The sequence below is a fragment of the Streptomyces fragilis genome, assembly GCF_003112515.1.
GTDB lineage: Bacteria > Actinomycetota > Actinomycetes > Streptomycetales > Streptomycetaceae > Streptomyces > Streptomyces fragilis.
Window position 1 is genome coordinate 302,733 of sequence record NZ_BEVZ01000003.1, and the last position, 23,371, is coordinate 326,103.

Here is a 23,371-nt window from a genome sequence, read left to right on the forward strand (position 1 = left end):
CCGAAGGCCGCCCCTCGGGCGGCCTTCGCGAAGTCTGGATACGCGCAGTCAGTGGGCCGCCGAAGGGACGGTCCACCACCAGTTCCGGTGCTGCGCGTGTGCTGACACGGCCCGAACCCTACCGGAGCGCGGCGGCGGGTGTGCGGGGAATGGACGCGTCGTCCCACAGTGTGGGCTCCCGTCGGCGTGCCCGGGGCGAGCCCGTACCCTTGCTGACGTGACCGTGAACCTTGAGAGCCCTGCTACCTTCGTGCCCACCTGGCGAGACCTGCCCGCTGCCCAGCAGCCGGAGTATCCCGACCAGGAGGCCCTGAGCAAGGTCGTCACGGAGCTCGAGAGCTACCCGCCGCTGGTCTTCGCCGGCGAGTGCGACCAGCTGAAGGCCCGCATGGCGGCCGTCGCCAAGGGGGACGCGTTCCTGCTCCAGGGCGGCGACTGCGCGGAGTCCTTCGACGGCGTGGGCGCCGAGCAGATCCGCGCGAAGCTCAAGACGCTGCTGCAGATGGGCGCCGTCCTCACCTACGCGGCCTCGGTGCCGGTGGTGAAGGTCGGCCGGATCGCCGGCCAGTACTCCAAGCCGCGCTCCAAGCCGATGGAGACGCGCGACGGCGTGACGCTGCCGGTGTACCGCGGCGACTCGGTGAACGGCTTCGACTTCACCGAGGAGTCCCGGATCCCCGACCCCGAGCGCCTGAAGCGGATGTACAACGCCTCCGCCTCCACGCTCAACCTGGTGCGCGCCTTCACCACCGGCGGTTACGCCGACCTGCGGCAGGTGCACGCCTGGAACCAGGACTTCGTGAAGTCCTCCCCCTCCGGCCAGCGCTACGAGCAGCTCGCCCGGGAGATCGACAACGCGCTGAACTTCATGCGGGCCTGCGGCACGGACCCCGAGGAGTTCAAGACCGTCGAGTTCTACGCCTCGCACGAGGCGCTGCTGATGGACTACGAGACCGCCCTGACCCGGGTGGACTCGCGCACCGGCAAGCTCTACGACGTCTCCGGCCACATGGTCTGGATCGGCGAGCGGACCCGGCAGATGGACCACGCGCACATCGAGTTCGCGTCGAAGATCCAGAACCCGATCGGCATCAAGCTCGGCCCCACCACCACGGCCGAGGACGCGCTGCAGTACATCGAGCGCCTCGACCCGGAGCGCGAGCCGGGCCGGCTGACCTTCATCGTCCGCATGGGCGCGGACAAGGTCCGCGACAAGCTCCCCGAGCTGGTCGAGAAGGTCACCGCCTCCGGCGCGACGGTCGCCTGGGTGACGGACCCGATGCACGGCAACACCTTCGAGGCCGCCTCCGGCCACAAGACCCGCCGCTTCGACGACGTGCTCGACGAGGTCAAGGGCTTCTTCGAGGTCCACAAGGAGCTCGGCACCCACCCCGGCGGCATCCACGTGGAGCTGACCGGCGACGACGTCACCGAGTGCGTGGGCGGCGGCGACGAGATCTTCGTCGACGACCTGCACCAGCGCTACGAGACGGCCTGCGACCCGCGGCTCAACCGCAGCCAGTCGCTGGACCTGGCGTTCCTGGTGGCGGAGATGTACCGCTCGCAGTGACCGGCTGACGACGGCATGACGATGGGGCGCGGATCACAGGGATCCGCGCCCCATCGGTCTTCCCGGGCGCAAAGCCGTGGGTTAGGTTAGGTTTGCCTCACAAGCGGAACGGATGGTTCCGATCCCGTGCGGCGCGACCGGCCAGCGATCCCAGGACGGGGGTGGAGCGACGTGTACGTGTGCAGCTGCTTCGGCGTGACCGAGGAGCAGGTCAAGCGCCACGCCGAGAACGGTGCGTGCACCCCCCGCCAGATCGCCTCCGCCTGCAAGGCCGGCACCGACTGCGGCGGCTGCGTCAAGCGGATCCAGGCCATCCTCGGCCGAGGCTCCTGCCCCCGCCGTGAGCTCATCGAGCAGGGCCGCCCCTCCGAGGCGCTGGCCGCGCCCGGCGGGCTTCCCGCCGAAGGCCCCGGGGAGGCCGGTGCTCCCGGCCGGGGCGTCGAGCCGCTGCCCCGCCCGGCCGTCCTCCCGCACGCCCTTCCCGACGCGGCCTGAGGGCCGCCGAGGTCTGAGGGTCGACGCCTGAGGGTCGACACCTCCTGGGGGCCGCCCGGGGGGTCGGCTCGTCCCGCGGCCGTCTCAGCTCGTCCCGCGGCCGTCTCAGCCCGCCTGGGAGTCCGGCTGGCTCTGCTCGATCACCGTCGAGATGTACAGCGACTCGCCCAGCTTCTCGATGAGCTCCAGCTGGGTGTCCAGGTAGTCGATGTGGTGCTCCTCGTCCGCCAGGATCGCCTCGAAGATGTTCGCGGACGTGATGTCGTTCTTCGCGCGCATCACCTCGACGCCGCGCCGCAGCCGGTCGATCGCCTCCACCTCCACCTGCTTGTCCGCCTCGAACATCTCGGTGAGGCTCTGGCCGACGCGCACGTGGAAGAGCCGCTGGTAGTTCGGCAGCCCGTCCAGCATCAGGATGCGCTCGGTGAGCACCTCCGCGTGCCGCATCTCGTCGAAGGACTCCGCGCGGGTGTACCGGGCCAGCTTCGTCCAGCCCTTGTGGTCCTGGATCTTGGAGTGCAGGAAGTACTGGTTGATCGCCGTCAGCTCGGCGGTCAGCTGCTCGTTGAGGAACTCGATGACCTCGGGGTCGCCCTGCATGCGGCGGGTCCTTCCAGACGCGGATCGATGGGACGGGTGCTGCGAGACTGCTGCGCCCGCATGATGACAACCAGCCGTCGTCACGTCCAGTAAGTGCACACTTACCCGTCTTCGATACCTTTTGCCCCCCGGTCGGCCGAGGCGGTTCCTCCGGCCCGTGACGGGTCTGTCAGGATGGGTGACATGGGTCAGCCGGAGGAACACGCGTCCGGGGAAGCGGCACAGCCGGAACTTCCCCCGCCGGGACTTCCCCAGCCGGAACTTCCCCCCGGGCAGCGGCTGCAGCGCGGCTGGCCGGTGACGCACTACGGCCCGGTGCCCCGGTTCCGCCCGGAGCGGTGGGAGTTCCAGGTCTTCGGCGCCACCGCGGACGGGTCCAAGCACTCCTGGACCCACACCGAGTTCGGCGCCCTGCCGCGCAGCACCGTGGTGGCCGACCTGCACTGCGTCACCCGCTTCAGCATGATCGGCGCCGAGTGGAGCGGGGTGCCCGCCCGGGTCGTCCTGGAGGCCGCGCCGCCCGCCCCCGACGTCACCCATGTGATGGTGTGGGCCGAGTACGGCTTCAGCTCCAACATGCGGCTGTCGGACTTCGCCGACGAGCGGAGCATCTTCGCCACCCACAAGGACGGCGAGCTCCTCACCGCCGAGCACGGCTTCCCGCTGCGGCTGATCGTCCCCCACCTGTACGCCTGGAAGGGCCCCAAGTGGGTCCGCGCCGTCGAGTACATGACGACTGACCGGCGCGGGTTCTGGGAGGAGCGGGGGTACCACAACGTGGGCGACCCGTGGAAGGAACAGCGGTACTCCTACCAGGAGGAACCGGGTGAGGGCCCTGACCTCTAGGCCCTGTCCCGGGCCGCCCGCCGGGAACGGATCCGGACCGTCGGGCCCCGGAGCCGCTGACACCCGCCTGTCACGCCGCTGACAGCGCGCGCCGTCGCCTCCGGCGATCTGGTGGACTGAGCGCCGAGCACTCGTCCACCGGAAGACCGGCACGCCGGCAACCGCCAAGGAGCGACGACCGCGACATGAACGAATCCTCTCCCCCCGCCCTCCCGGGACCGATACGGACCACGTCGCCCACCGCCCCGGAGGGGCCGGACGGCTTACCCGATCCGCGCCGCTGGTGGGGGCTGGTGTTCATCGCCCTCGCCCAGCTGATGGTGGTGCTCGACTCGACCATCGTGAACATCGCGCTGCCGTCCGCGCAGAGGGCGCTGGACATGTCGGACGGCAGCCGGCAATGGGTGATCACCGCCTACACCCTCGCCTTCGGCGGTCTGCTGCTGCTCGGCGGCCGGATCGCCGACGTGGTCGGCCGCAAACGCACCCTGGTCATCGGGCTGGTGGGCTTCGCGGTGGCCTCCGCGCTCGGCGGCGCGGCCCAGACGCCCGGCATGCTGTTCGCGGCGCGGGCCCTGCAGGGCGTGTTCGCCGCGCTGCTCGCTCCGTCCGCCCTCTCCCTGATGACCACGACGTTCACCGACCCGCGGGAGCGCAGCAAGGCGTTCGGCGTCTTCGGAGCCCTGGCGGCCGCCGGCGGCGCGATCGGCCTGCTGCTCGGCGGCGTGCTCACCGAGTACGTGGACTGGCGCTGGTGCCTGTACGCCAACATCCCGATCGCCCTGGTCGCGGTGGCCGGCACCCTCCTGCTGCTGCGCGACCGCCCGGGCACCCGGGCGGCGAAGCTCGACGTGCCCGGCGTGGTCCTCGGCTGCGGCGGCCTGGTCGCGGTCGTGTACGGCTTCTCCGAGGCCGAGGCACGAGGCTGGGTGGACGCGAGGGTGCTGGCGCTGCTGCTCGGCGGGCTGCTCCTCCTCGCCTGCTTCACCTACTGGCAGACCCGGACCCCCACCCCGTTGCTGCCGCTGCGGGTGCTGGCCGACCGGAACCGGGCGGGCAGCTTCCTCACCATGAGCTTCGGCACCATCGGCGTGTTCGGCGTGTACCTCTTCATGACGTACTACCTGCAGGAGGTCCTCGGCTACTCCGCCCTGGAGGCCGGGCTGGCCTTCCTGCCGATGTCCGCGGCGATCATGACCGGCTCGACGCAGGTCGCGGCACGTCTGCTGCCGCGCGTCCCGCCGCGGCTGCTGCTGGTCCCGGGAGTGCTGCTCGGGGCCTCGGGCCTGACGCTGCTCGCCCTCGTCGAGGCGGACTCCGCCTACGCGACGCACGTCCTGCCGGGGATGCTGCTGATGGGCCTCGGCATGGGGATGACCTACATGCCGATCTTCGCCACCGCCACCCTGGGCGTCCGCCCGCAGGACGCCGGCGTCACCTCGGCGATGGTCAACACGACGCAGCAGGTGGGCGGTTCACTGGGCACGGCGCTGCTCAACACCATCGCCGCCTCCGCCACCTCCACCTACCTGGACGCCCACCGGGCGGGACCGGCCGAGGAGGCCCGCGTGCTGCGGGACGCTGCGGTGCACGGCTTCTCCCAGGCCCTGTGGTGGACCGTGGGGGCGATGCTGCTCGCCGCGCTGGTGGCCGGCCTGCTGGTGACGGCCGGTCCGGCGTCCCGGAGCGGCGCGGCACCGGGGCCTCCGGCGTCCCCGGCGCCACCGGGGACCTGAGCTGGGTCCGCGGGGGCGCGCCGGTCGGCTCACGCCGCTCGGTTCGGCGGGGTTCGGGTCACCAGGCCCTGCCGTCACCGTCGCTCGCGCGGACCCTCCGACTCCCGCAGCTTCTTCAGCCGCTCCACGTCGGCCGCGTGGCCCTCCTTGCCGCCGGGCGTCTCGATCACCAGCGGTACGCCCTCGGTCGCCGGGTGCCGCATCAGCTCCCGGAACGGGTCCTCGCCGATGTGCCCCTCGCCGATGTTGGCGTGACGGTCCTTGTGCGCGCCGACGACGTCCTTGGAGTCGTTGGCGTGGATCAGCTTTAGCCGCCCCGGCCCGACCGTCGCCACCAGCTCGTCCAGCGTCTGCCGCATGCCGTGCGGGCCGGTCAGGTCGTGCCCGGCGGCGAAGATGTGGCAGGTGTCCAGGCAGATCCCCAGCTTGGGGTGCGCGTCCAGGGCCTCGAAGTAGGCGCCGAAGTCCTCCGCCCGCGAGCACAGCGACGACCCCTGCCCGGCGGTCGACTCGATCAACAGGAACGGGTCGTCGTCATGCGTCAGCTCGTCCAGCAGCGGCAGCATGCGCTCCCGCACCTGCTTGAGGGCCACGGACCGGTGCCGACCCCCGGTCGCGCTGCCGGTGTGCACGACAACCCCGAGCGCCCCGATCTCCCGCCCCCGCCGCAGCGAGTGCCGCAGCGACTCCACGGAGCGCTCCACTGTGGCCTCGGTGTGGGACCCGAAGTTGATCAGGTACGGGGCGTGGACGTACGCCGGTATCGACTCCTCCGCGCACGCGGCGCGGAACGCCTCGTCCTGCGCGGGATTGCCGGTGGGGGTGGCCCACCCGCGGGGGTTGGCGACGAAGACCTGCACGGTCTCGGCGCCGAGTTCGCGGGCGTAGGGGAGGCCAACGGTGCTGAGGCCACCGGCGACGGGAACGTGGCTGCCGACGGGGTTCCGGAACGCGTGCTTCACCCATCCAGAGTGGCACGACGGCCGTCTTCTCTGCCTATCCCTCGCTGTGGCATCCGCAGAAATATACGAGAGGCTGGCGGCGCTGCACCATACCTGATCGAGGCAATAGTGCGGAGCTGGCCGTGTCACTGCAGCAACCAGGGGCACAGTCGGTCCACGAAGTGCGATCCGTAGTAACCTCTCGGGGTAGGTCTGGTCTCGTGCAGTCACGGTGGTCCCAGTGTTTACAATACATCTGTGACGAACTGGAGCATCTACCACGGCAACGCGCTGGACGCGTACCACACTTGGGAAGCCCCGCAAACGATCATTAGCGACGGCGCCTACGGTGTCGGAGGCTTTCCTGGAGACCCCCGGACCCCCGATGACCTCGGTGAGTGGTACCGCGAGCACATTGAAGCTTGGAGCCGTCACGCAACACTGGCGACGACGCTCTGGTTTTGGAACACAGAGGTAGGCTGGGCGAACGTCCACCCGGTACTAATTGCTAACGGGTGGCAGTATGAGTTTTGCAATACTTGGAATAAAGGAATTGGCCAGGTAGCCGGTAACGTGAACAGCAGGACGATTCGGAGATTTCCGGTCGTCACTGAAGTTTGTGTCTTCTATACACGTGTCCCCCGACTTCCCGTCTCCGCTGGATCAAAACATCTAGTACACATGAAGCAGTGGCTGCTGTCTGAGTGGAAGCGTACTGGGATGCCTGCCAGACGGGCAAATGAGGCCTGTGGTGTGAAGAATGCCGCCACGCGCAAGTATTTCGATCAAGGATGGCTCTGGTACTGGCCGCCTGTCGATATCATGATGAAGCTCGTTGAATACGCGAACGAGTATGGAGATCCTGACGGCGCCCCATATTTCAGCTTCGACGGTGAAAAGCCCGTGACGGCAGAGCAATGGGAAGCCACTAGAAGCGTTTGGAACCATCAGCATGGCGTCACGAATGTGTGGGATCATCCTTCTCTCCGCGGCGAAGAGCGGTTCCGGGGAAGCATGGTGCGGTCAGCCCCCCGTACGTATAAGCCCACCACGATGAGTGCCAGCCATCTTAACCAGAAGCCCCTCGCCCTTATGGAGCGTGCGGTCAAAGCAAGCACTCTCGAAACTGATGTGGTATGGGAGCCCTTCGGAGGGCTTTGTTCGGGCAGTGTTGCCGCAGTCAACCTCGGCCGTCGGTCGTTCGCGGCCGAGGTTGATCTAGGATTTTATAAGTTGGCTACAGAGCGCTTGACCGCCCAGCAGCGGAGTCTATTCTAGCCCTCGTGACAACATGCCATCATAAAGGTCACGTATAACTCTCTCGGCTCGAGTGCGTGGCCCAACAGCCGTTCCATTAAGGTCGCGGAATATCGACTTCCATTGCGAAATGGTAAGCCCCAGGTATTCTTCGGTAAGCATTGCCGATTTAAATTCCTCAATGTGAGGATTGTCGATGCGGTCAATCTTGGCGAAATTAGTATCCATTCTGTAAATGAGTTTATTTTTCAGTTGCGCGGCTTCCTCCTGCGCTTCCCGTGAAGGCGGGCTCCCGGTGAAGGGATGCAGCCGGTAGTGCTCCTGTATAGCCCTGAGCTCTCGCACATCGCAGTCGCTGTCTTGCAGTCGGTAGCCGTTGACGTTGCTCTGCTGCAAGTTGTTTGAACGACGTGAAGTGTCTTGCGGTTCAATGATCAAATATTCAGGAGGGTTATGGTAATGGAAGTCGCGACTTGCGGCGATGTCCGCTCCGGGAACTCCTAGGACTCCAAGAATTTTCGGCTTCCCGAAAATCATGTGACTCATGCACCAGGCCACAATCACCACGTCGATGTTTTTTCCTGCTAGAAGATTTTGCGACTCTTTGAATCGGCCAGTAATTTCGGTACTGAGAACATACCAAGCCTTGATTTCGATCCCGGTGCCAGTAACACGCCCGTCATCCAAGAGGAGTGCATCCGGAAATCCGGGATCTTGGCGCATCCAGGAAAATCCAGTGTTGGCATGTGCGTCGAGGAAATGTACGATGCGTTGCTCCATCAAGTTCCCAACCATGGGGGACAGCTTGCTGACGATTTTTGCTAGAAATGGTGCCTCGCTTACTCCGACGCTCTTGATGTCAATTGCATCTATATCTTCACCCGCCAGATCACCAAGGAGGTGACGTGCTAGTTCTAGCTGCTTCAGGTGTCGCTCACGGTCCGTCATGTTCGGCACTATAGCCACATGGAACGTTGATTGGGCACCCAGTTTCCTTTTTTGTTACCCGTCATCCGCTGTCGTGGTGAGGACTGGTGAGGTAAGTAGCAGCGGAGGCGGTCAGTCAGTCGCTCGTCAGACGGGACTGCAAACGCCGCGGGGCTGCCCCGGACGCCACCCGGGGCGGCAAGAGGGTGGCCCAGACTGTGCAAAATGCAAAGCCGGAAAAGCACATGCAGTATCGAAGGCCCCGGGTGGTTGAGCTTGAGTCCAGTGAGCCCTTTCCAGTTCCTCGATGCCCACCCAGACGTCAAACAGTTTCCCGTCCCTCGCCGACCCCTGCGAATAGGGACTGTCCGGCGGGTCATGGTCTGAGTCATCAACAGATCGCGGCGGCGGTGACGGGGCCGTGGAATGCGTGGGTTCGCCTGTCGTAGCGAGTGGCGACGGCGAGGGAGTTCTTCAGCCGGTTGACGGTCCGCTCGACCTTTGTCGCGGCGTCGGTAGTGGTCGCGGTTAAAGTCGGTGAGCCTGCCGCCCGCGCTGCCCCCGCGTCGACGGTTGGCCCGTTGGTCTTCGGTTCCAGGATGGTGTGCCGGATCTGACATCTTCGCAGGTAGCGGCGATCAGGTCGCGAGCTGTAGGCTTTGCCGCCGCTGACGTGGCCGGGTCCGGTGCTGTTCGCTCAGTAGGCGCGGAACGCAGATTTGGGCTAGAATTGCGAATCTTAGGTGCGGCATCGCCACTGGCCCAGCGTGAGCAGGGTTACCAAAGGGCGGCAGCCGGCCTCACCGGCGAGGTGGATTGCACGTCAGTCCACCCCAGGACCGTCCGACTCCCTCGTCGGGGCGGTGGTGCCGGGGCGTTGTCCTTTTTTCGGAACCCGCGACTTGGCCTTGCGGGCGCTGGACGCATGCTGGTGGGCCCTGCCTGAGGTCGAGTCAACGCCGATCATGCCCAAGCAAGTCGCCCGGCCAGGTCGGCGTCGGCCTAGACTGCCTGCACCGTGGAGTATCCGCTGCCTTGCTGTCCGTAGCACGGGCATTGTCGGAGCGGGAGACCGCCCCGATCCGGCGAGGCTGCTGGAGGGGGCGGCTGAACTGTCGGGCGTGAGAGCCCCGTTCGCGATCACGCGTCCACACGTGATCGCGTTCATCACGCCGACGGCGGCATCCGCCCTGCGCTCCGGTCCTGCCCCAGATGTGACGGGAACGATCAGTTAAGTTGAGTCTGCAAGAAGACCCCCGATGCTCTTCAGGTGTCTTGACTCGCGGAGGCGTCTTGCGGCGCAAGCGCGCTGCGGTGGTGCGGATCGGCAGTCTTGCAGGCTCATCGCGCCTACCCCTACAGGGGCAAGTTCTCGCCTCGGCCTCTTTGTTGGCGGCGGGGCTTCGTGGTGTCTCTCCTGCAACTCCCGACGCATTCGTGTCGTGGTGACCGATACCCGCCCTGAGGCCGCTGCCCGCGCCCCGAGTCCCGGCCTTCCTCCGCTGGATGCAGACTAGTCCGAGGCCGAGGTTTGCCCTGGCGGCCGGAAACAGGCGGGTGCGCCCTCCGGGGCCCGACGTCGCCGCGCGGCGGGGCGGGGGTCGAGGTGGGTGATGACGTGCTGGTGGAAGCGGTCGACGGCCTCGTCGACGCTGCGGATGAAGCCGGACTCGGCACTGCCCCGGCCGCTGCCCATGCTCTTCAGGAGCGACAGGCGGAACCCGGTGATGCGCGCGCCGTTGCCCGGCAGCAGGTCGCCGGGTTCGGGGCGCAGGCGTTCGAGCGTGCCGCGCGGGCCGGGGGTGTCACCGTCGAGGAGGGTTTCGATGTGCAGGTCGGCGGGGGCTTCTGCGAGCTGCTTGACCAGGCGTTTGGCGCGGGAGAGGGGGTAGCCCTGCTCGTCCGCCGGCAGGTCCATCGACGTGCGCAGCTTCGCGGTGCGCAGGTCGGCGGTGACGGTCAGGACGCCCGGCGTTCCATCGATGCGGAGTTCCGCGTGGAGCCGGCCCTTAGCGCAGAGGTCGTCGGCGAGGGCGGCGCGCCGGCTGTCCGGGTCGACGCCGCGCTTGGCGCGCTGCACCGGCAGCACCTTCTGCCCGAGCTCGCCACCCAGGCGGAGGCAGATCTGCCGGATGAGGCGTTCCCAGCTCTCGACGACGGCGACGGCGCGGCCGTCGCCAGGCACGAGCGTCTCGTCGTCGATGCCCTTGCGTACGGGCACCCATGCCGGACCCATGTTCTGGAAGCCGTGGCAGCCGGAATTCTCGTGCCGGAGGTAGTGGAGAAGTTCCTGGAGGAGCCATGCGTGGGCGGCGTTGACGACGCCTTCGTGGCGGATGAGCATCTGCGCCTGGTGCGCGACCTCCGTCCACGAGAGGTGCCAGAGGGCGACCTTGTTCTTCCTGCGCCGGTCGATCTTCACCTCGACGACCGGGCGGCCGTCCAGGGCGACGTCGTTGGACAGGGTGATCACGGCCTCGTAGCCGCGGCGGGCGGCGATGTCCGCGTAGGCCTGGACCTGCTCGGGCTTGAGCGGGTTGCCGTTCGTCTTGGTCTCCACCAGAGCGGTCCAGATCCGGCCCGCGCGTTCGACGCGGATGACGCCGTCGGGGCGCTTGGGGGTCTCGCCGTGCGGCAGCGTGACCTCGGTGAAGGTCTCCATCCGGCCGGCCGGGGCGCCGAAGGCGGCGGTGAGCCTGCGGCCGAACTCCGGGACCTGCGCCATCACCGAGAGGAGCACGGACGTCGCGCGCATCTCGCGCTCGCGGTCGCTCTTCACGGAGGACGCGGGGAACAGTCGGGACTGCTGCCAGTTCTCGTTCTCCGCGAGCGATTTGCGCATCGTCTCGGGGATCGTGACCTTGCGCTTCGCCGTCCGCGGGCGGCGCGTCACGGCGGGCTTCGCGGCGGGGGTGGTGAGTGCGGCGGGTGTGGTCGTGGGGGCCGAGGCCGGGGCGGCCGGCTCTTCGGTGCGAGGGGCGGGGAGCGGGGCGGCGTCGGCTTCGGGGGCGGCTGCGGTCACCGTCTGCGCGGCGGTGACGTCCACGGGCGCGTCGGAGGGCTGCTCCGGCTCCTCGGGGTCGTCCTCCGGGCTGTCGTCGATGTCGATGCCGAAGTCGGTGGCCAGGCCGCCGAGGCCCGTCTCGTAGCCCTGGCCGATGGCGCGGAACTTCCACTCGCCGGCCCGCCGGTAGAGCTCGCCGAAGAGGAACGCGCTCTCGACGCTCGCGTCGGGGATGGAGAAACCGAGCAGTGGCTCACCGGCCCGGTCGGCGATCGTCAGCCGCAGGTCGTCCAGATCGCCGAAGCGGGCGCCCTCGTACCGGCTGGCGGCGATGACGACGCGTTCCACCCGCTCCGGGACGGCCGTGAGGTCCAGGCTGATGCGGTCCTCGCTGCCGTCGCCCGTGGGCGTCTTGCCGAGCAGTTGGACGCTGCCGTCCGGGGCGGCCGGATGGTTGTAGAAAAAGAAGTCCTGGTCCCCGCCGACCTTGCCGTTCTCGTCCAGGAGCAGCACCGACACGTCGGCGTCCCCGTCTCCGGACGTGCTGCACCAGCCGAGGCTGACGACGACGGAACCGGCGTCCTCGCTGAGCGAGGAGAGCGCGACGTTGGCGCCCTTGATCATTTCGTGCATGAGTGCCCCCACGTACTGGCCGGCGCGTCTCTCCCCTTGATTCGTGCCGACCCGTCGATACACACGACGTCCCCACGCCGTGCTGAAGAATCGGGTCCGGCATTCGTATCACCCCGGATCCGGCGGGCGCCGCCCTACCCTTGAGTAGCTTGCAGATGTACGGCGTACGTGAGTGAGAGGGCGGCGAAGTCTGTGTGATTCCGGCGTTCAGTGGGGGCGGGATGGCAGGCCCCACGGACGGCGTGGAAGGGCGGGCTCTCATCGGCTCGCGAGGCATGGCGACGGCAACGTCGTCATCACGTCCCGAGCCGACCGGCACAGGGTCGGAAGGACTTCCCGACCCGGGCGGCGGCCTCCTCGATCAGCTTCAGATCACTGGCCTCGGCGTAGACGCTCGGGCGCTTCAATGCCACACCGTGATGGTGCGGATCCGGGACCCATCGTCCTGGTGACTGAAGAACCGCATGGGTTCGAGTGTTGCTCAGTGGTCGTCCGGCCAAAGTCGGAACGAGGTGTGTCCCGACAGCGGCCGGAGGGCGCGGAAATGGCGACGGTCCAGGGTCAGAATGGCGTCCGTGCTGTACTCGGCGGCCATGACGGCGTTCATGGTGTCCGTCAGGCCGATCTGCGGGTAGCGGCGCATGGTCACTACTGCGGTGGACAGATGCGGTTCGATCTCGGGCACGGCGTATCGCCGTACGGCGACGCGGTCACGGATGTGGGCCAGCGCGTCGCACGCGGCGCGGGGCCCGATCCTTGTGGTCATCAAATAGTCCAGCTCGGCCAGCACCAGCGGCGTCACCACGAGATGGGCCGCGGAGGACACCGCCTCGCGGCAGCGTCGGTGCTCCGCGTCGGTTCCGTCGTAGTACGCGAACAGTCCCGACGTGTCGGCGATCAGTACGGTCACGCCCCGAAACCTTCCAGGTAGTCGCCCCGCCCCGCTGACCAGTCAACGGGCGACTCGCTGTGGAACACCGGAGCGTCGGGGTCCTCGCCCATAGGGTCCGTCGGATACGGGGAAACCGGGGCGTCCGTACCGGACACCGGGGACAGTATGGCGACGGGCCGCCCGTTCTTGGTCACCGTGATGCGCTCGCCCCGCTCTGCGGCAGCAAGGATCTTTGAGGCGTTCTGGTTGAATTCGCGGGCCGTCGTCTCCATGTAGTACAGCGTAGTACGCCGCTTGAGGAGACGGTGACCAATCCTGTGCCACTACGGAGAGTGGTGGGGACGCAGGTCGCCGGGCTCGGGGTGCAGGCGAAGGCAGATCTGCCGGATGAGGCGTTCCCAGCTCTCGGCGACGGCGACGGCGCGGTTGCCGCCGGTCACGAGCGTCCCGCCGGCGCAGCGTCCGCAAGGCTTAGAGGTCGTCGGGGAGGACGCGGAAGTGACGCCCGCTCCGCGTGAGCGCGCTCGATCTCCCGGCGTTCGGCCTCGGCGGCGGCCAGTTCATCCTCGGTGACCGGGCCGTACTCCGACTCGAGCCAGTCGACGAGTTCCCCGAGCCGGCCCTGGCCCCGCTGCTGCTCCACGGCATGCGTGACACAACGGCTGGTGTCGCCAAGACCGGCCTCGGCCTGGAGTCTCCGGAAGTGGGGCGGTGTGCTGCTTCGCCGGCGTGCCGTCCGTCAGCGGATCTTCACGGTGACCGTCGACCCCTTGGGGGCCTTGTCGCCGGCGGAGGGGGACTGGGACTTCACCGTGTCGGCGAAGAGGCCCAGCAGGCCGCGGTCCTCGTCGACCTCGAAGCCCGCGTCCTTCAGCTTCGCCGTGGCCTCGTCGACGGACATCCCGGTGACGTCGGGGACCTCGATCATCTCGGGGCCCTTGGAGAGGGTGAGGGTGATCGTGTCGCCCTCGCCGGCGCGGCCCCCGGGCTCGGGGGACTGGCGGGCGACCTGGCCGCGCTCGTGCGGGGAGTGGATCTCCTCCGGGTCGATGCGGACCTTGAGGCCCGCGGCCTCGAGTTCCGTCCGGGCCTCGTCGAGCTCCGCCCCCGTGACGTCGGGGACGTCCACCGGCGCGCCCTTGCTGACGACCAGGGCGACGGCCGTGCCGACCCGGCGCTCCGTGCCGGCCTCCGGCTCCGTGGAGATCACCGAGCCGCGCGGGACGCCCTCGCTGAACGCGCGGGTGACCATGCCCGGCTTGAGGCCCTGGTCCTTCAGTGCCTCGCGGGCCTGGTCGAGGGGGCGGCCCTCCACGGAGGGGACCTTCACCACCTCGGGGCCGGAGGAGATGACGAGGGACACCGCGCCCCCGCCGCGGACCCGCTCCCCGACACCGGGGTCGGTGGAGATCACCGTGCCGCGCTCGACGGTGTCGCTGAAGCGGCGGGAGACGTCGCCGACCTCCAGGCCGGTCTCCGACAGCCGGTCACGGGCCTGGGCCTCGGTCTTGGCGAGGAGCGGGGGGACCTCGGTGAACTGGCCGGAGTTGATGTACCAGACGCCGCCGCCCAGGCCGAGGAGCAGGAGCACGCCCAGGAGCAGGGCCAGCGGTCCACGGCGGCCCATGCTGCGCCCACGCCCGCGACCGCGCGCGTCGGAGGACGGCAGGCCCCCGGAGGCGAGCCGCGTGGTGCGGTGGACGACGGCGGTGGCCTCGTCGTCCTCGTTCACCGCCAGGGGCCGCGGCATCAGCGGGCGGGAGAGGACCGACGTGCGGTCCTCGGAACGGTCGTGCTGCTCGGCGCGGGCCCGCGGCGGCACGGCGTCCAGCTGGGCCTCGGTCAGCGTGGCGCGGGCCGCCAGCACCTGGGCCAGCAGCTCGGCAGCCGTGGACGGACGGTCCGCGGCGGCACGCGCGGCAGCCGCGACGACCAGCTCGTCCAGCGGTCCGGCCAGCCCCGGCACGAGGGCCGACGGCGGCGGGACGTCCTCGTTGAGGTGCCGGAACAGCACCTGCGCGGGGGAGTCGCCGCGGTGCGGCTTGTCCCCGGTGAGCATCTCGTAGAGCACGATGCCGCAGGCGTAGACGTCGACCCGGGGGTCCACGACGCCCTGCTCGATCTGCTCGGGGGCCAGGTAGGAGACGGTGCCCATCACCGAACCGGTGGTGTCGGTGACCGTGTCCACCGCCCTGACCAGGCCGAAGTCGGCGACCTTCACCCGGCCGTCGTCCCCTATGAGGACGTTCTCCGGCTTCATGTCGCGGTGGACGAAGCCGGCCCGGTGGGCGGCCCCGAGGGCGGCCAGCACCGGCTCCAGGATGTCCAGCGCGGCCCGCGGCTGCAGCGCGCCCCGCTCCCGCAGCACGTCGCGCAGGGTGCAGCCGGCGACGTACTCCATCGCCAGGTACACGTACCCCCCGTCGGTCCCCTGGTCGAAGACCTGCACCACGTTGGGGTGCGCCAGGCGGGCCACCGACTTCGCCTCGCGGATGAAGCGGTCGACGAAGGCGGCGTCGTGCGCCAGCGTCGGGTGCATCACCTTGAGCGCGAGCACGCGGTCGAGGCGGGTGTCCAGCGCGCGGTAGACGGTCGCCATGCCGCCGGCCGCGATCCGCGCGTCGACCCGGTAGCGGCCGTCGAGCAGGCGGCCGAGGAGCGGGTCCTGAAGGGTCGTGTCCACGATGGGAGTCTACGAGGGGTGCGGCGGGGCCGGAGCCGCCCGGCGGAAGCGGAACCCCGGCCGCGCGCCCCCTCGGAACCTGAACCGTGCGCCCCTCAGAACGCCGGGCGCTCCGGATCGAGCTCGGCCAGGCCCTCCGTGGGGGAGGAGGCGTGGGCGAAACGGCGGGGCGGGATGCGCCCGGCCAGGCGGGCCAGCCGGCCCGCCTCCACCCCGTGCCGCATCGCCCGCGCCATCCGCTCCGGATCCCGCGCCCTGGTCACCGCGGAGGCGAGCATCACACCGGCGCAGCCCAGCTCCATGGCGAAGGTCACGTCGGACGCGGTACCGGCGCCGGCGTCGAGGATCACCGGGACGCCGGCCGCCTCCACCATCAGCTCGAAGTTGTGCGGGTTGCGGATGCCGAGGCCGGAGCCGATCGGCGAGCCCAGCGGCATCACCGCCGCGCACCCGACGTCCTCGAGCCGCCGGGCCAGCACCGGGTCGTCGCTGGTGTAGGGCAGCACCGTGAACCCGTCGTCGACCAGAGTCTCGGCGGCCTCCAGCAGCTCCACCGGGTCCGGGAGGAGGGTGCGCTCGTCGGCGACGACCTCCAGCTTCACCAGGGAGGTGCCGAGCGCCTCGCGGGCCAGCCGGGCGGTCAGCACCGCCTCGCCCGCGGTGAAGCAACCGGCCGTGTTGGGCAGCACGCGGATGCCGAGCCGCTGCAGGACCGAGAGCACCGAGCCGTGGCTCGCGGGGTTCACCCGGCGCATGGCCACCGTGGTCAGCTCGGTGCCGGAGGCCACCAGGGCACGCTCCAGCGCGTCGAGACCGCTCGCACCGCCGGTGCCCATGATGAGCCGGGAGGTGAGCTTCAGGTCGCCCAGCAGCAGCGGGTCGTCGTCCTGCGGGGTCCACGCCTCCACGTCAGCCTCCCTGCACGGCGGTGAGGATCTCGACCCGGTCGCCGTCGGCGAGCGGGGTGCCGGCCCACCGGTCGCGGGGCACCACCGTCTCGTTGACGGCGGCCGCCACACCGGACCTGGAGGGGGTCAGCAGCGCGACGACGGCGTCCAGCGCGGTCCCGGGGGCCAGCTGCCGGGGGTCGCCGTTGACCCGGACGGTGATCGGCGCGCTCATGCGGCGACCTCCTTGCCCGCCGCAGCCCTTTCGCCCGCCGCAGCCCTTTCGCCTGCCGCGTCGTCCACGCGTGCCGCGTCGTCCTTGCGTGCCGCGTCGTCCACGCGTGCCGCGGGCTGCGCGCCCGTCGCGGCCGCCGCGTGCGCCGTGCCGCCCCCGGTGTCAGGGGCGGGCTGCCAGGCGCCCGGCCGGCCCCCGGCGGCGGCGAAACGATCCGCCGCGAAGGCGCGGGCCCGCTCCGGCAGCTCCCCGGTGGCGAGCGTCTCGGCCATCAGGTCCCCGGTGACCGGGGTGAGCAGCACCCCGTTGCGGTAGTGACCGGTGGCCAGCAGCAGGCCGTCCAGCGCGGTGGGACCCAGCAGCGGCGCGTTGTCGGGGGAGCCCGGCCGCAGCCCCGCAAGGGTCTCGGTCATGGGCAGCTCGGTGATGCCGGGCAGCAGCTCCCGGGCGTCCCGCAGCAGCGTGTACACGCCGCCCGCGGTGACCGTCGTGTCGAAGCCCAGCTCCTCGCTGGTCGCCCCCACCACCAGCTCGCCGTTCTCCCGCGGCACCAGGTACACCGCGCTGCCGCGCACCACCGCCCGCACCGTCCGCGACAGGAACGGCGCGTACACCGGCGGGACCCTCAGCCGCAGCACCTGCCCCTTGACCGGCCGCACCGGGGGACGGACCTCCTCCGGCACCCCCTCCAGCTCACCGCTGAGGCTCCCGGCGGCCAGCACCACGCGAGCGGCGGACAGGGGGGTGCCGTCCTCCAGGACCACGCCGTCGGCCCGCCCGCCGGTGACCCGCAGGCGGACCGCCCGCTGCCGGTGGAAGACCACCCCGGCCCGCTCGCAGGCCAGCCGCAGCGCGGAGGCCAGCAGCCGCGGATCGGCCTGGTGGTCGCCGTCCACCCGCAGCCCGCCCCGCACGCCCGGCGCGAGCATCGGCTCCAGCCGGCGGCACTCCCGGCCGGACAGCCACTCGGAGGACAGCCCGTGGAGCCGGTGCAGGTCGTGCAGCTCGCGCAGCTCCGCCCGGTCGTCGGCGTCAAGGGCGACCGCCAGGGTGCCCGAGGGCCGGTAGCCCACGTCCGTCCCGGACGCCTCGGCGAGCTCCGCGGCGAACGCGGGCCAGCGGCGCGCCGATTCGAGGTTGAGGGCCAGCAAGTCCTGCTCGCCGTGGTGGTGTTCGGTGACCGCGGCCAGCATGCCGGCGGCCACCCGGGCCGCCCCGCCGCCGGGATCCGGATCCACCACCGCGACGGCCGTGCCGCGCTCCGCGGCCCGCCAGGCGGTCACCAGGCCGATGATGCCGCCGCCCACCACCAGTACGTCGGACGTCATGGCGTCCAGCTCCTCCCTTCGCCGGAATGACCCGGATCAGGTTCGTACGGTCGGAGGCCGCCAGCCTCCCTCTCAGCCCGGTGCGTCCGGGCTCCCGCGGGTGCCTTACCGTCGCCACCCTAGCCCCTGCTTCGCAGACACTGAAAGAGAGTCACCCGTGCCCCGCTCCCTCGACGGCCTGCTGATGGCCCCCGTGCACGACCAGGACCCCGGCCAGGTCGGCTCCGCCACCCGCTTCCGCTACCACGAGAGCGAGGGCCAGGTGTGGGCCACCTATCAGGGTGGTGACATCGCCCGCGGGTACCTGGTCGGGACCCGCGAGGAGGACCGCGTCGACTTCCGGTACGTCCAGCTGACCGTGGACGGCGCCACCGCCTCCGGCCACTGCGTCTCGCGGATCGCCGAACTGCCCGACGGGCGGATCCGGCTGGAGGAGACCTGGGAGTGGGAGTCGAGGCCGGGCAGCGGCACCAGTGTCGTGGAGGAGATCCGTCCGGAGTCCGGCCGTCCGATGTCTATGGTGAGGGAGTGAGCGAGGGCGTGAACGATCAGAGGCGGGACGGGGCCGGACGACGGGTGGTCGTCGCCGGCGCCGGCATGGCCGGTGTCCGGACGGCGGAGGCGCTGCGCGAACAGGGCTTCACCGGCCCTGTGACGCTCATCGGCGCGGAACCGCACCCGCCGTACGACCGGCCCCCGCTCTCCAAGGGCGTCCTGCTCGGCGGGGCCGAGGGCGACGGCTCGGCCGTCTTCGACGTCGACTTCGCCGGCCTCGACATCGACCTGCGGCTGGGCTGCGAGGTCACCGGGGTGCGCGTCGCCGACAAGGAGATCGACACCGACCAGGGACCCGTGGGCTACGACGTGCTGGTCGCCGCCACCGGCGCCCACCCGGTCCGGCTGCCCGGCACCGCCGGCGCCGAGGGCGTGCACGTCCTGCACAACCTCGACGACGCGCTGCGACTGCGCCCGGTGCTGGAGCGCAACGACTCCGTGGTCGTGGTCGGCGCCGGATGGATCGGCGCCGAGTTCACCACCGCGGCCCGGGCGGCCGGCTGCGAGGTGACCGTGGTCGAGGCCACCGGACGCCCGCTCTCCGGCGCGCTGCCCGCGGAGATCGCCCGGCCGATGGCCCGGTGGTACGCCGAGAGCGGCGCCACCCTGCTCACCGACGCCCGGGTCGAACGGGTCGAGCCCGGTGCGGTGCTGCTCGCCGACGGCCGGCGGCTCGAGGCGGACGCCGTGGTCGTCGGCATCGGCGCACGGCCCGCCACCGCCTGGCTGGCGGACGCGGTGGAGCTGGGGCCGCAGGGCGAGGTGCTCGCCGACGCGCGGCTGCGGGCCTCCGCGCCGGACGTCTACGCGGTCGGCGACTGCGCCTCCTTCCCCTCCGCCCGCTACGGGGAGCGGCTGCTGATCCACCACTGGGACAACGCGCTGCAGGGCGCCCGCACGGTGGCCGAGGGCATCCTCGACGAGACGCCCGCCGCTCCGTACGACCCGGTGCCGTACTTCTGGTCCGAGCAGTTCGGGCGGTTCGTGCAGTACGCGGGCCACCACGCGGCGGCGGACACCACGCTGTGGCGCGGCGCGCCCGAGGACCCGGCGTGGAGCGTGTGCTGGCTGCGCGAGGGGCGGCTGGTCGCGCTGCTGGCCGTGGGCCGGCCCCGCGACCTGACCCAGGGCCGCAAGCTGATCGAGTCCGGCGCCCTGGTCGACCCGGACCTGGTCCGCGACCCGGACCGGCCGCTGAAGGCCGCCGCCCGCCGTTGACGCGGTACCACGGACGGACCATTGGGGAGGGGGCCCGACTTCCCCCTCCCGGTCCCGGATGGCACGCTTGGTCCTGTGACCGAGATTGACGCGAACATCGATGCTCTCGTTCCCGAGTGGCTCACCCTCCCCGACATCGCAGAGAAGCTGGACGTCGAGGTGACGCGCGTGCGGCAGCTGGTGAAGGAAGGCCAGCTGATCGCCGTGCGCCGTGGTGAGAACCGCGCGCTGCACGTCCCCGCCGCCTTCATCGACGGGGACAAGGTGGTCAAGGGCCTCACCGGCCTGCTGACCCTGCTGCGGGACGACGGCTTCACCGACGAGGAGATGCTGGAGTGGCTCTTCACCCCTGACGAGTCCCTGCCGGGCACCCCCGCCCAGGCCCTCAGCGAGAACCGTGGCACGGAGGTGAAGCGCCGCGCCCAGGCGCTCGCCGTCTGACCCCTACGCACCACCGACGGCCGCCCCCACCGGGGGCGGCCGTTCCAGTGCCGCTCCCTGACAGGGGCGGCTGTTCCGGTGCCGCTCCCTGACAGGGGCGGTCGTTGCTATGCCGCTCCCTGAGGGGGGTGGCTGTTCCGGTGCCGCTCCCTGACGGGGGCGGCTGTTCCGCACCGCGCCCCGCCCGCCGTTCCGCGGAGCCGGGCGCCTCCACCACCACGATCCGGGGGGACCGCACCGTGTCCGAGACCGTCACCGACCTCCGCGCCGCCACCACCGCCACCGACGCTCCCGCCGCCGGCCCCCGCGCCGCCGCCACCGACGCCCGCGCCCGGCTGGCCGCCGCCCGCCTCTACCTGTGCACCGACGCCCGCCGCGACCGCGGCGACCTCGCCGCGTTCCTGGACGCCGTGCTGCCCGCCGGGGTGGACATCGTGCAGCTGCGCGACAAGGGCCTGGAGGCCGCCGAGGAGCTCGAGCACCTGCGCACCGTGGCCGAGGCCTGCGCCCGCCACGGCAAGCTGCTCGCCGTCAACGACCGGGCCGACGTCGCCCACGCCGCCGGGGCCGACGTGCTCCACCTGGGCCAGGGCGACCTCCCGGTGCCCGCGGCCCGCGCGATCCTCGGCCCGGACGTCCTGATCGGCCGCTCCACCCACTCGGCCGCACAGGCCGAGGCCGCCGCCACCCAGGAGGGCGTCGACTACTTCTGCGTCGGCCCCTGCTGGCCCACGCCCACCAAGCCGGGCCGCCCGGCCGCCGGACTCGACGCCGTCCGCAGGACCGCCGCGCTGGGCGTGGAGCGGCCCTGGTTCGCCATCGGCGGCATCGACCTCACCACCCTCGACGAGGTGCTGGACGCCGGCGCCCGCCGCGTCGTCGTGGTCCGCGCGATCACCGCGGCCCCCGACCCGGCCGCCGCCGCCGCGGAACTCGCCGCCCGCCTGCGCGACCGCTGACCTCCCGGTCCGTCGTGGGCGGCACGGCTGTCCGGGGATCGGACATCTTTGGGACAGGGGCCGCGGCCTGGCTAATCTGCGAAGTATGGCCCTAGGAACCGCGTCAACCCGGACGGACCGCGCGCGCACCGTGCGTGACATGCTCGCCTCCGGGCAGCAGACCGTCTCGTTCGAGTTCTCCGCGCCCCGGACGGAGAAGGGCGAGCGGAACCTGTGGAGTGCGCTCCGCCGGGTCGAGGCCGTCGCGCCGGACTTCGTGTCGGTGACCTACGGCGCCGGCGGGTCCACCCGCGCGGGGACGGTCAAGGAGACCGAGCAGATCGTCTCCGACACCACGCTCACCCCGGTCGCGCACCTGACCGCCGTCGACCACTCGGTGGCCGAACTGCGCAACATCATCGGTCAGTTCGCCGACGCCGGGATCCGCAACATGCTGGCGCTGCGCGGCGACCCGCCCGGCGACCCGATGGGCGAGTGGGTCGCGCACCCCAAGGGCCTGCACTACGCCGCCGAACTCGTGGAACTCATCAAGGAGTCGGGGGATTTCTGTGTAGGTGTGGCGGCCTTCCCCGAGCTGCATCCGCGCTCCCCGGACTGGGAGTCGGAGATTCGGCACTTCACCGCCAAGTGCCGTGCGGGGGCGGACTACGCCATCACCCAGATGTTCTTCCAGCCGGAGTCGTACCTGCGGTTCCGCGACAAGGCGGCGGCGGCCGGCTGCGAGACGCCCATCATCCCCGAGGTGCTTCCGGTCACCAGTGTCCGTATGCTGGAGAGGCTGCCGACTCTGAGCAACGCCGTGATTCCCGCCCGGCTGAAAGAGCGGATCCTCACAGCCAAAGACGATCCGGCCGCTGTACGCTCCCTGGGAATCGAGTTCGCCACGGAGTTCTGCGCGCGGCTGCTGTCCGAGGGTGTGCCCGGACTGCACTTCATCACGCTCAACAACTCCACGGCCACGCTGGAGATCTACGAGAACCTGGGCCTGCACCACCCGGTGCGGGGTTGGACCGGGAGCGTCTGAGTCGGTCAGACCGCCCCGGTCCGAGGGAGAGGGGCGTTACATGGGCTGGACGGTCCTCTACATCGCGTTCGGCATCGTCGCACTGTGGCTGCTGGGCGAGGTGTTGCTGCAGTACAAGGCCAAACTGCGGTGGCGCGTGCTCGCGTTCGCGGGCTTCCTCGGCGTCGTCATCGGTGTGCTGTTCGCGTCGGTCGCGATGATCGGCCTGGGCGCGCTCGCCTTCGCGGTGGGGCAGACCTTCGTCACGCTGTCGTTCCGCAGCGGCTTCTCGCAGGGCTGGGCACTGCCCGCCGCCCGCCGTCGCGCCGGCCGGGACGAGGAGGAGTGGGAGGAACTCGGGGGCGACGACCGCGAGAAGCGCGACGACAGCGACGCGCGCGGTGACCGTGACGACCTCGGCGGACATCAGGACGACGAGCGGCCGGCCGCGCCCTCCGTGGACGACTACCAGGCCGCCGCCGGCGCCACCGCGTACCCGTCGCAGACGGCTCAGGAGGACACCGGCTCGTACGGCGGGTACGACAACTCCGGTTACGACACCGGCGGGTACCCCGCCGCGGCGTCCGCCGGAGCCGACGGGCAGCAGGAGTACGGCTCCTACGACACCTATGCCGGCACCGGATACGACCAGCAGCAGTACCAGGCCTACGCGGACCCCTACGCGACGCAGGGCGGCCAGTACGGATACGACACGACGTACGGCGGCCAGCAGCAGGGCTACGGGCAGCAGGGCGGGTACGACGCGGCCTCGTACAGCGGCTACACCGACACCACGCCGCCCGGCGGAGTCTGGGTCCCGCAGCAGCGGGGCGCCGACGACCCGTACGGGACGGAGCAGCCGCAGCAACAGCCGTACCCCTACGGGTACGACGAGCAGTACCGGTACTGAGCGGTCGTGAACGTCCGAGGGCCGGACCCCAGCCGGGGTCCGGCCCTCGGACGTTGCGGCGCGGCGCCGCCGGTACGCCGCCGGCCCGTACGTCGCGCCGTCGGTACGCGGCGCCGCCGGTGTGCCGCTTGCCCGGTACCTTGCGCCGCCGGTACGCCGGTACGCCGTGCCGCGGTACGCCGTGCCGCGGTACGCCGTGCCGCGGTACGCCGAGCGCCGAGGAGCGCCGGGTCGTCGGATGTGCCCGCCTC

21 protein-coding genes, 1 pseudogene and 1 riboswitch are annotated in these 23,371 nt (G+C 70.6%); of the genes and pseudogenes, 11 read left to right on the forward strand and 11 right to left on the reverse strand.

All coding sequences use genetic code 11. From position 1 onward, the window contains the following. Positions 1-217: 217 nt before the first annotated feature. Positions 218-1,570 carry a class II 3-deoxy-7-phosphoheptulonate synthase gene (locus tag Sfr03f_RS11955; protein WP_108953824.1) on the forward strand — a complete coding sequence of 451 codons (1,353 nt, stop codon included), beginning with the start codon at positions 218-220 and terminating at the stop codon, positions 1,568-1,570. Between the two features lie 171 nt (positions 1,571-1,741). Continuing rightward, positions 1,742-2,065 carry a (2Fe-2S)-binding protein gene (locus Sfr03f_RS11960; protein WP_108953825.1) on the forward strand — a complete coding sequence of 108 codons (324 nt, stop codon included), beginning with the start codon at positions 1,742-1,744 and terminating at the stop codon, positions 2,063-2,065. A 105-nt stretch (positions 2,066-2,170) separates the two neighbouring features. Here Sfr03f_RS11960 and bfr read toward each other — a convergent pair whose 3' ends face one another. After that, positions 2,171-2,665, reverse strand: a complete 495-nt coding sequence (gene bfr, locus Sfr03f_RS11965) for a bacterioferritin (protein ID WP_108953826.1) — start codon at positions 2,663-2,665, stop codon at positions 2,171-2,173. 183 nt (positions 2,666-2,848) lie between these two features. On the opposite strand from bfr, the gene Sfr03f_RS11970 reads away from it, so the two are divergent. Further along, positions 2,849-3,511, forward strand: coding sequence for a sulfite oxidase-like oxidoreductase (locus Sfr03f_RS11970; protein WP_108953827.1), 663 nt, complete (start codon positions 2,849-2,851; stop codon positions 3,509-3,511). A 185-nt stretch (positions 3,512-3,696) separates the two neighbouring features. Further along, positions 3,697-5,247 carry an MFS transporter gene (locus Sfr03f_RS11975; RefSeq protein ID WP_108953828.1) on the forward strand — a complete coding sequence of 517 codons (1,551 nt, stop codon included), beginning with the start codon at positions 3,697-3,699 and terminating at the stop codon, positions 5,245-5,247. A gap of 74 nt (positions 5,248-5,321) precedes the next feature. On the opposite strand, the gene Sfr03f_RS11980 is transcribed toward Sfr03f_RS11975, so the two are convergent. Then, positions 5,322-6,209, reverse strand: a complete 888-nt coding sequence (locus Sfr03f_RS11980) for a deoxyribonuclease IV (protein ID WP_108953829.1) — start codon at positions 6,207-6,209, stop codon at positions 5,322-5,324. A 237-nt stretch (positions 6,210-6,446) separates the two neighbouring features. Between Sfr03f_RS11980 and Sfr03f_RS11985 the strand changes: the two genes are divergently transcribed. Then, entirely contained in the window at positions 6,447-7,466 is a 1,020-nt protein-coding gene (locus Sfr03f_RS11985) for a DNA methyltransferase (protein ID WP_108953830.1), read from the forward strand. Here the strand turns inward: Sfr03f_RS11985 and Sfr03f_RS30265 are convergent. The 9 genes and pseudogenes from Sfr03f_RS30265 to thiO all read right to left on the reverse strand — a co-directional run bounded on the left by Sfr03f_RS30265 (position 7,458) and on the right by thiO (position 18,034). After that, positions 7,458-8,393, reverse strand: a complete 936-nt coding sequence (locus Sfr03f_RS30265; protein WP_159105631.1) for a hypothetical protein — start codon at positions 8,391-8,393, stop codon at positions 7,458-7,460. The genes Sfr03f_RS11985 and Sfr03f_RS30265 overlap by 9 nt on opposite strands. Before the next feature lie 370 nt (positions 8,394-8,763). Continuing rightward, a pseudogene (locus Sfr03f_RS30605) lies at positions 8,764-9,374 on the reverse strand (transposase family protein); the annotation flags it as partial. A 511-nt stretch (positions 9,375-9,885) separates the two neighbouring features. After that, the gene (locus tag Sfr03f_RS11995; protein ID WP_170145078.1) at positions 9,886-12,000 is read right to left on the reverse strand and encodes a TerD family protein; all 2,115 of its coding nucleotides are present in this window, start codon (positions 11,998-12,000) and stop codon (positions 9,886-9,888) included. 490 nt (positions 12,001-12,490) lie between these two features. Further along, positions 12,491-12,919, reverse strand: coding sequence for a PIN domain-containing protein (locus Sfr03f_RS12000; RefSeq protein ID WP_159105632.1), 429 nt, complete (start codon positions 12,917-12,919; stop codon positions 12,491-12,493). Continuing rightward, positions 12,916-13,173 (reverse strand): type II toxin-antitoxin system Phd/YefM family antitoxin, encoded by a 258-nt coding sequence (locus Sfr03f_RS12005; RefSeq protein WP_108953833.1) that lies wholly within the window; start codon positions 13,171-13,173, stop codon positions 12,916-12,918. The genes Sfr03f_RS12000 and Sfr03f_RS12005 overlap by 4 nt, the downstream gene beginning before the upstream one ends. Positions 13,174-13,640: 467 nt before the next feature. Further along, positions 13,641-15,584 (reverse strand): Stk1 family PASTA domain-containing Ser/Thr kinase, encoded by a 1,944-nt coding sequence (gene pknB, locus Sfr03f_RS12015; RefSeq protein WP_108953834.1) that lies wholly within the window; start codon positions 15,582-15,584, stop codon positions 13,641-13,643. A 95-nt stretch (positions 15,585-15,679) separates the two neighbouring features. Continuing rightward, positions 15,680-16,492, reverse strand: a complete 813-nt coding sequence (locus Sfr03f_RS12020; protein ID WP_174721570.1) for a thiazole synthase — start codon at positions 16,490-16,492, stop codon at positions 15,680-15,682. A 1-nt stretch (position 16,493) separates the two neighbouring features. Beyond that, positions 16,494-16,694 (reverse strand): sulfur carrier protein ThiS, encoded by a 201-nt coding sequence (thiS, locus tag Sfr03f_RS30780; RefSeq protein WP_108954079.1) that lies wholly within the window; start codon positions 16,692-16,694, stop codon positions 16,494-16,496. 8 nt (positions 16,695-16,702) lie between these two features. After that, the gene (thiO, locus tag Sfr03f_RS12030) at positions 16,703-18,034 is read right to left on the reverse strand and encodes a glycine oxidase ThiO (RefSeq protein ID WP_245967527.1); all 1,332 of its coding nucleotides are present in this window, start codon (positions 18,032-18,034) and stop codon (positions 16,703-16,705) included. Next, positions 18,031-18,142, reverse strand: a riboswitch (TPP riboswitch). (Overlaps the previous gene by 4 nt.) Before the next feature lie 49 nt (positions 18,143-18,191). Here thiO and Sfr03f_RS12035 point away from each other — a divergent pair. The 6 genes from Sfr03f_RS12035 to Sfr03f_RS12060 all read left to right on the forward strand — a co-directional run bounded on the left by Sfr03f_RS12035 (position 18,192) and on the right by Sfr03f_RS12060 (position 23,120). Then, positions 18,192-18,566 (forward strand): avidin-fold protein, encoded by a 375-nt coding sequence (locus tag Sfr03f_RS12035; protein WP_108953835.1) that lies wholly within the window; start codon positions 18,192-18,194, stop codon positions 18,564-18,566. An 8-nt stretch (positions 18,567-18,574) separates the two neighbouring features. Continuing rightward, positions 18,575-19,807 carry an NAD(P)/FAD-dependent oxidoreductase gene (locus tag Sfr03f_RS12040; protein ID WP_281262833.1) on the forward strand — a complete coding sequence of 411 codons (1,233 nt, stop codon included), beginning with the start codon at positions 18,575-18,577 and terminating at the stop codon, positions 19,805-19,807. A gap of 75 nt (positions 19,808-19,882) precedes the next feature. Continuing rightward, positions 19,883-20,248: an Rv2175c family DNA-binding protein gene (locus Sfr03f_RS12045; RefSeq protein ID WP_108953837.1), complete on the forward strand. Its 366-nt coding sequence runs from the start codon at positions 19,883-19,885 to the stop codon at positions 20,246-20,248. A gap of 335 nt (positions 20,249-20,583) precedes the next feature. Then, entirely contained in the window at positions 20,584-21,207 is a 624-nt protein-coding gene (gene thiE, locus Sfr03f_RS12050; protein ID WP_245967547.1) for a thiamine phosphate synthase, read from the forward strand. 85 nt (positions 21,208-21,292) lie between these two features. Beyond that, positions 21,293-22,231, forward strand: coding sequence for a methylenetetrahydrofolate reductase [NAD(P)H] (metF, locus tag Sfr03f_RS12055; protein WP_108953838.1), 939 nt, complete (start codon positions 21,293-21,295; stop codon positions 22,229-22,231). A 40-nt stretch (positions 22,232-22,271) separates the two neighbouring features. Further along, a complete protein-coding gene (locus Sfr03f_RS12060; RefSeq protein ID WP_108953839.1) occupies positions 22,272-23,120 on the forward strand; it encodes a hypothetical protein in 849 nt (282 codons plus the stop codon). The last annotated feature ends 251 nt before the right edge of the window (positions 23,121-23,371 follow it).

Excerpts from the sequence above, each read along its gene's own strand:
- bfr (WP_108953826.1), bottom strand. The coding sequence starts at position 2,665 with ATGCAGGGCGACCCCGAGGTCATCGAGTTCCTCAACGAGCAGCTGACC.
- Sfr03f_RS11970 (WP_108953827.1), top strand. The coding sequence starts at position 2,849 with ATGGGTCAGCCGGAGGAACACGCGTCCGGGGAAGCGGCACAGCCGGAA.
- Sfr03f_RS11975 (WP_108953828.1), top strand. The coding sequence starts at position 3,697 with ATGAACGAATCCTCTCCCCCCGCCCTCCCGGGACCGATACGGACCACG.
- Sfr03f_RS30265 (WP_159105631.1), bottom strand. The coding sequence starts at position 8,393 with ATGACGGACCGTGAGCGACACCTGAAGCAGCTAGAACTAGCACGTCAC.
- Sfr03f_RS11995 (WP_170145078.1), bottom strand. The coding sequence starts at position 12,000 with ATGATCAAGGGCGCCAACGTCGCGCTCTCCTCGCTCAGCGAGGACGCC.
- Sfr03f_RS12005 (WP_108953833.1), bottom strand. The coding sequence starts at position 13,173 with ATGGAGACGACGGCCCGCGAATTCAACCAGAACGCCTCAAAGATCCTT.
- thiO (WP_245967527.1), bottom strand. The coding sequence starts at position 18,034 with ATGACGTCCGACGTACTGGTGGTGGGCGGCGGCATCATCGGCCTGGTG.
- metF (WP_108953838.1), top strand. The coding sequence starts at position 21,293 with ATGGCCCTAGGAACCGCGTCAACCCGGACGGACCGCGCGCGCACCGTG.
- Sfr03f_RS12060 (WP_108953839.1), top strand. The coding sequence starts at position 22,272 with ATGGGCTGGACGGTCCTCTACATCGCGTTCGGCATCGTCGCACTGTGG.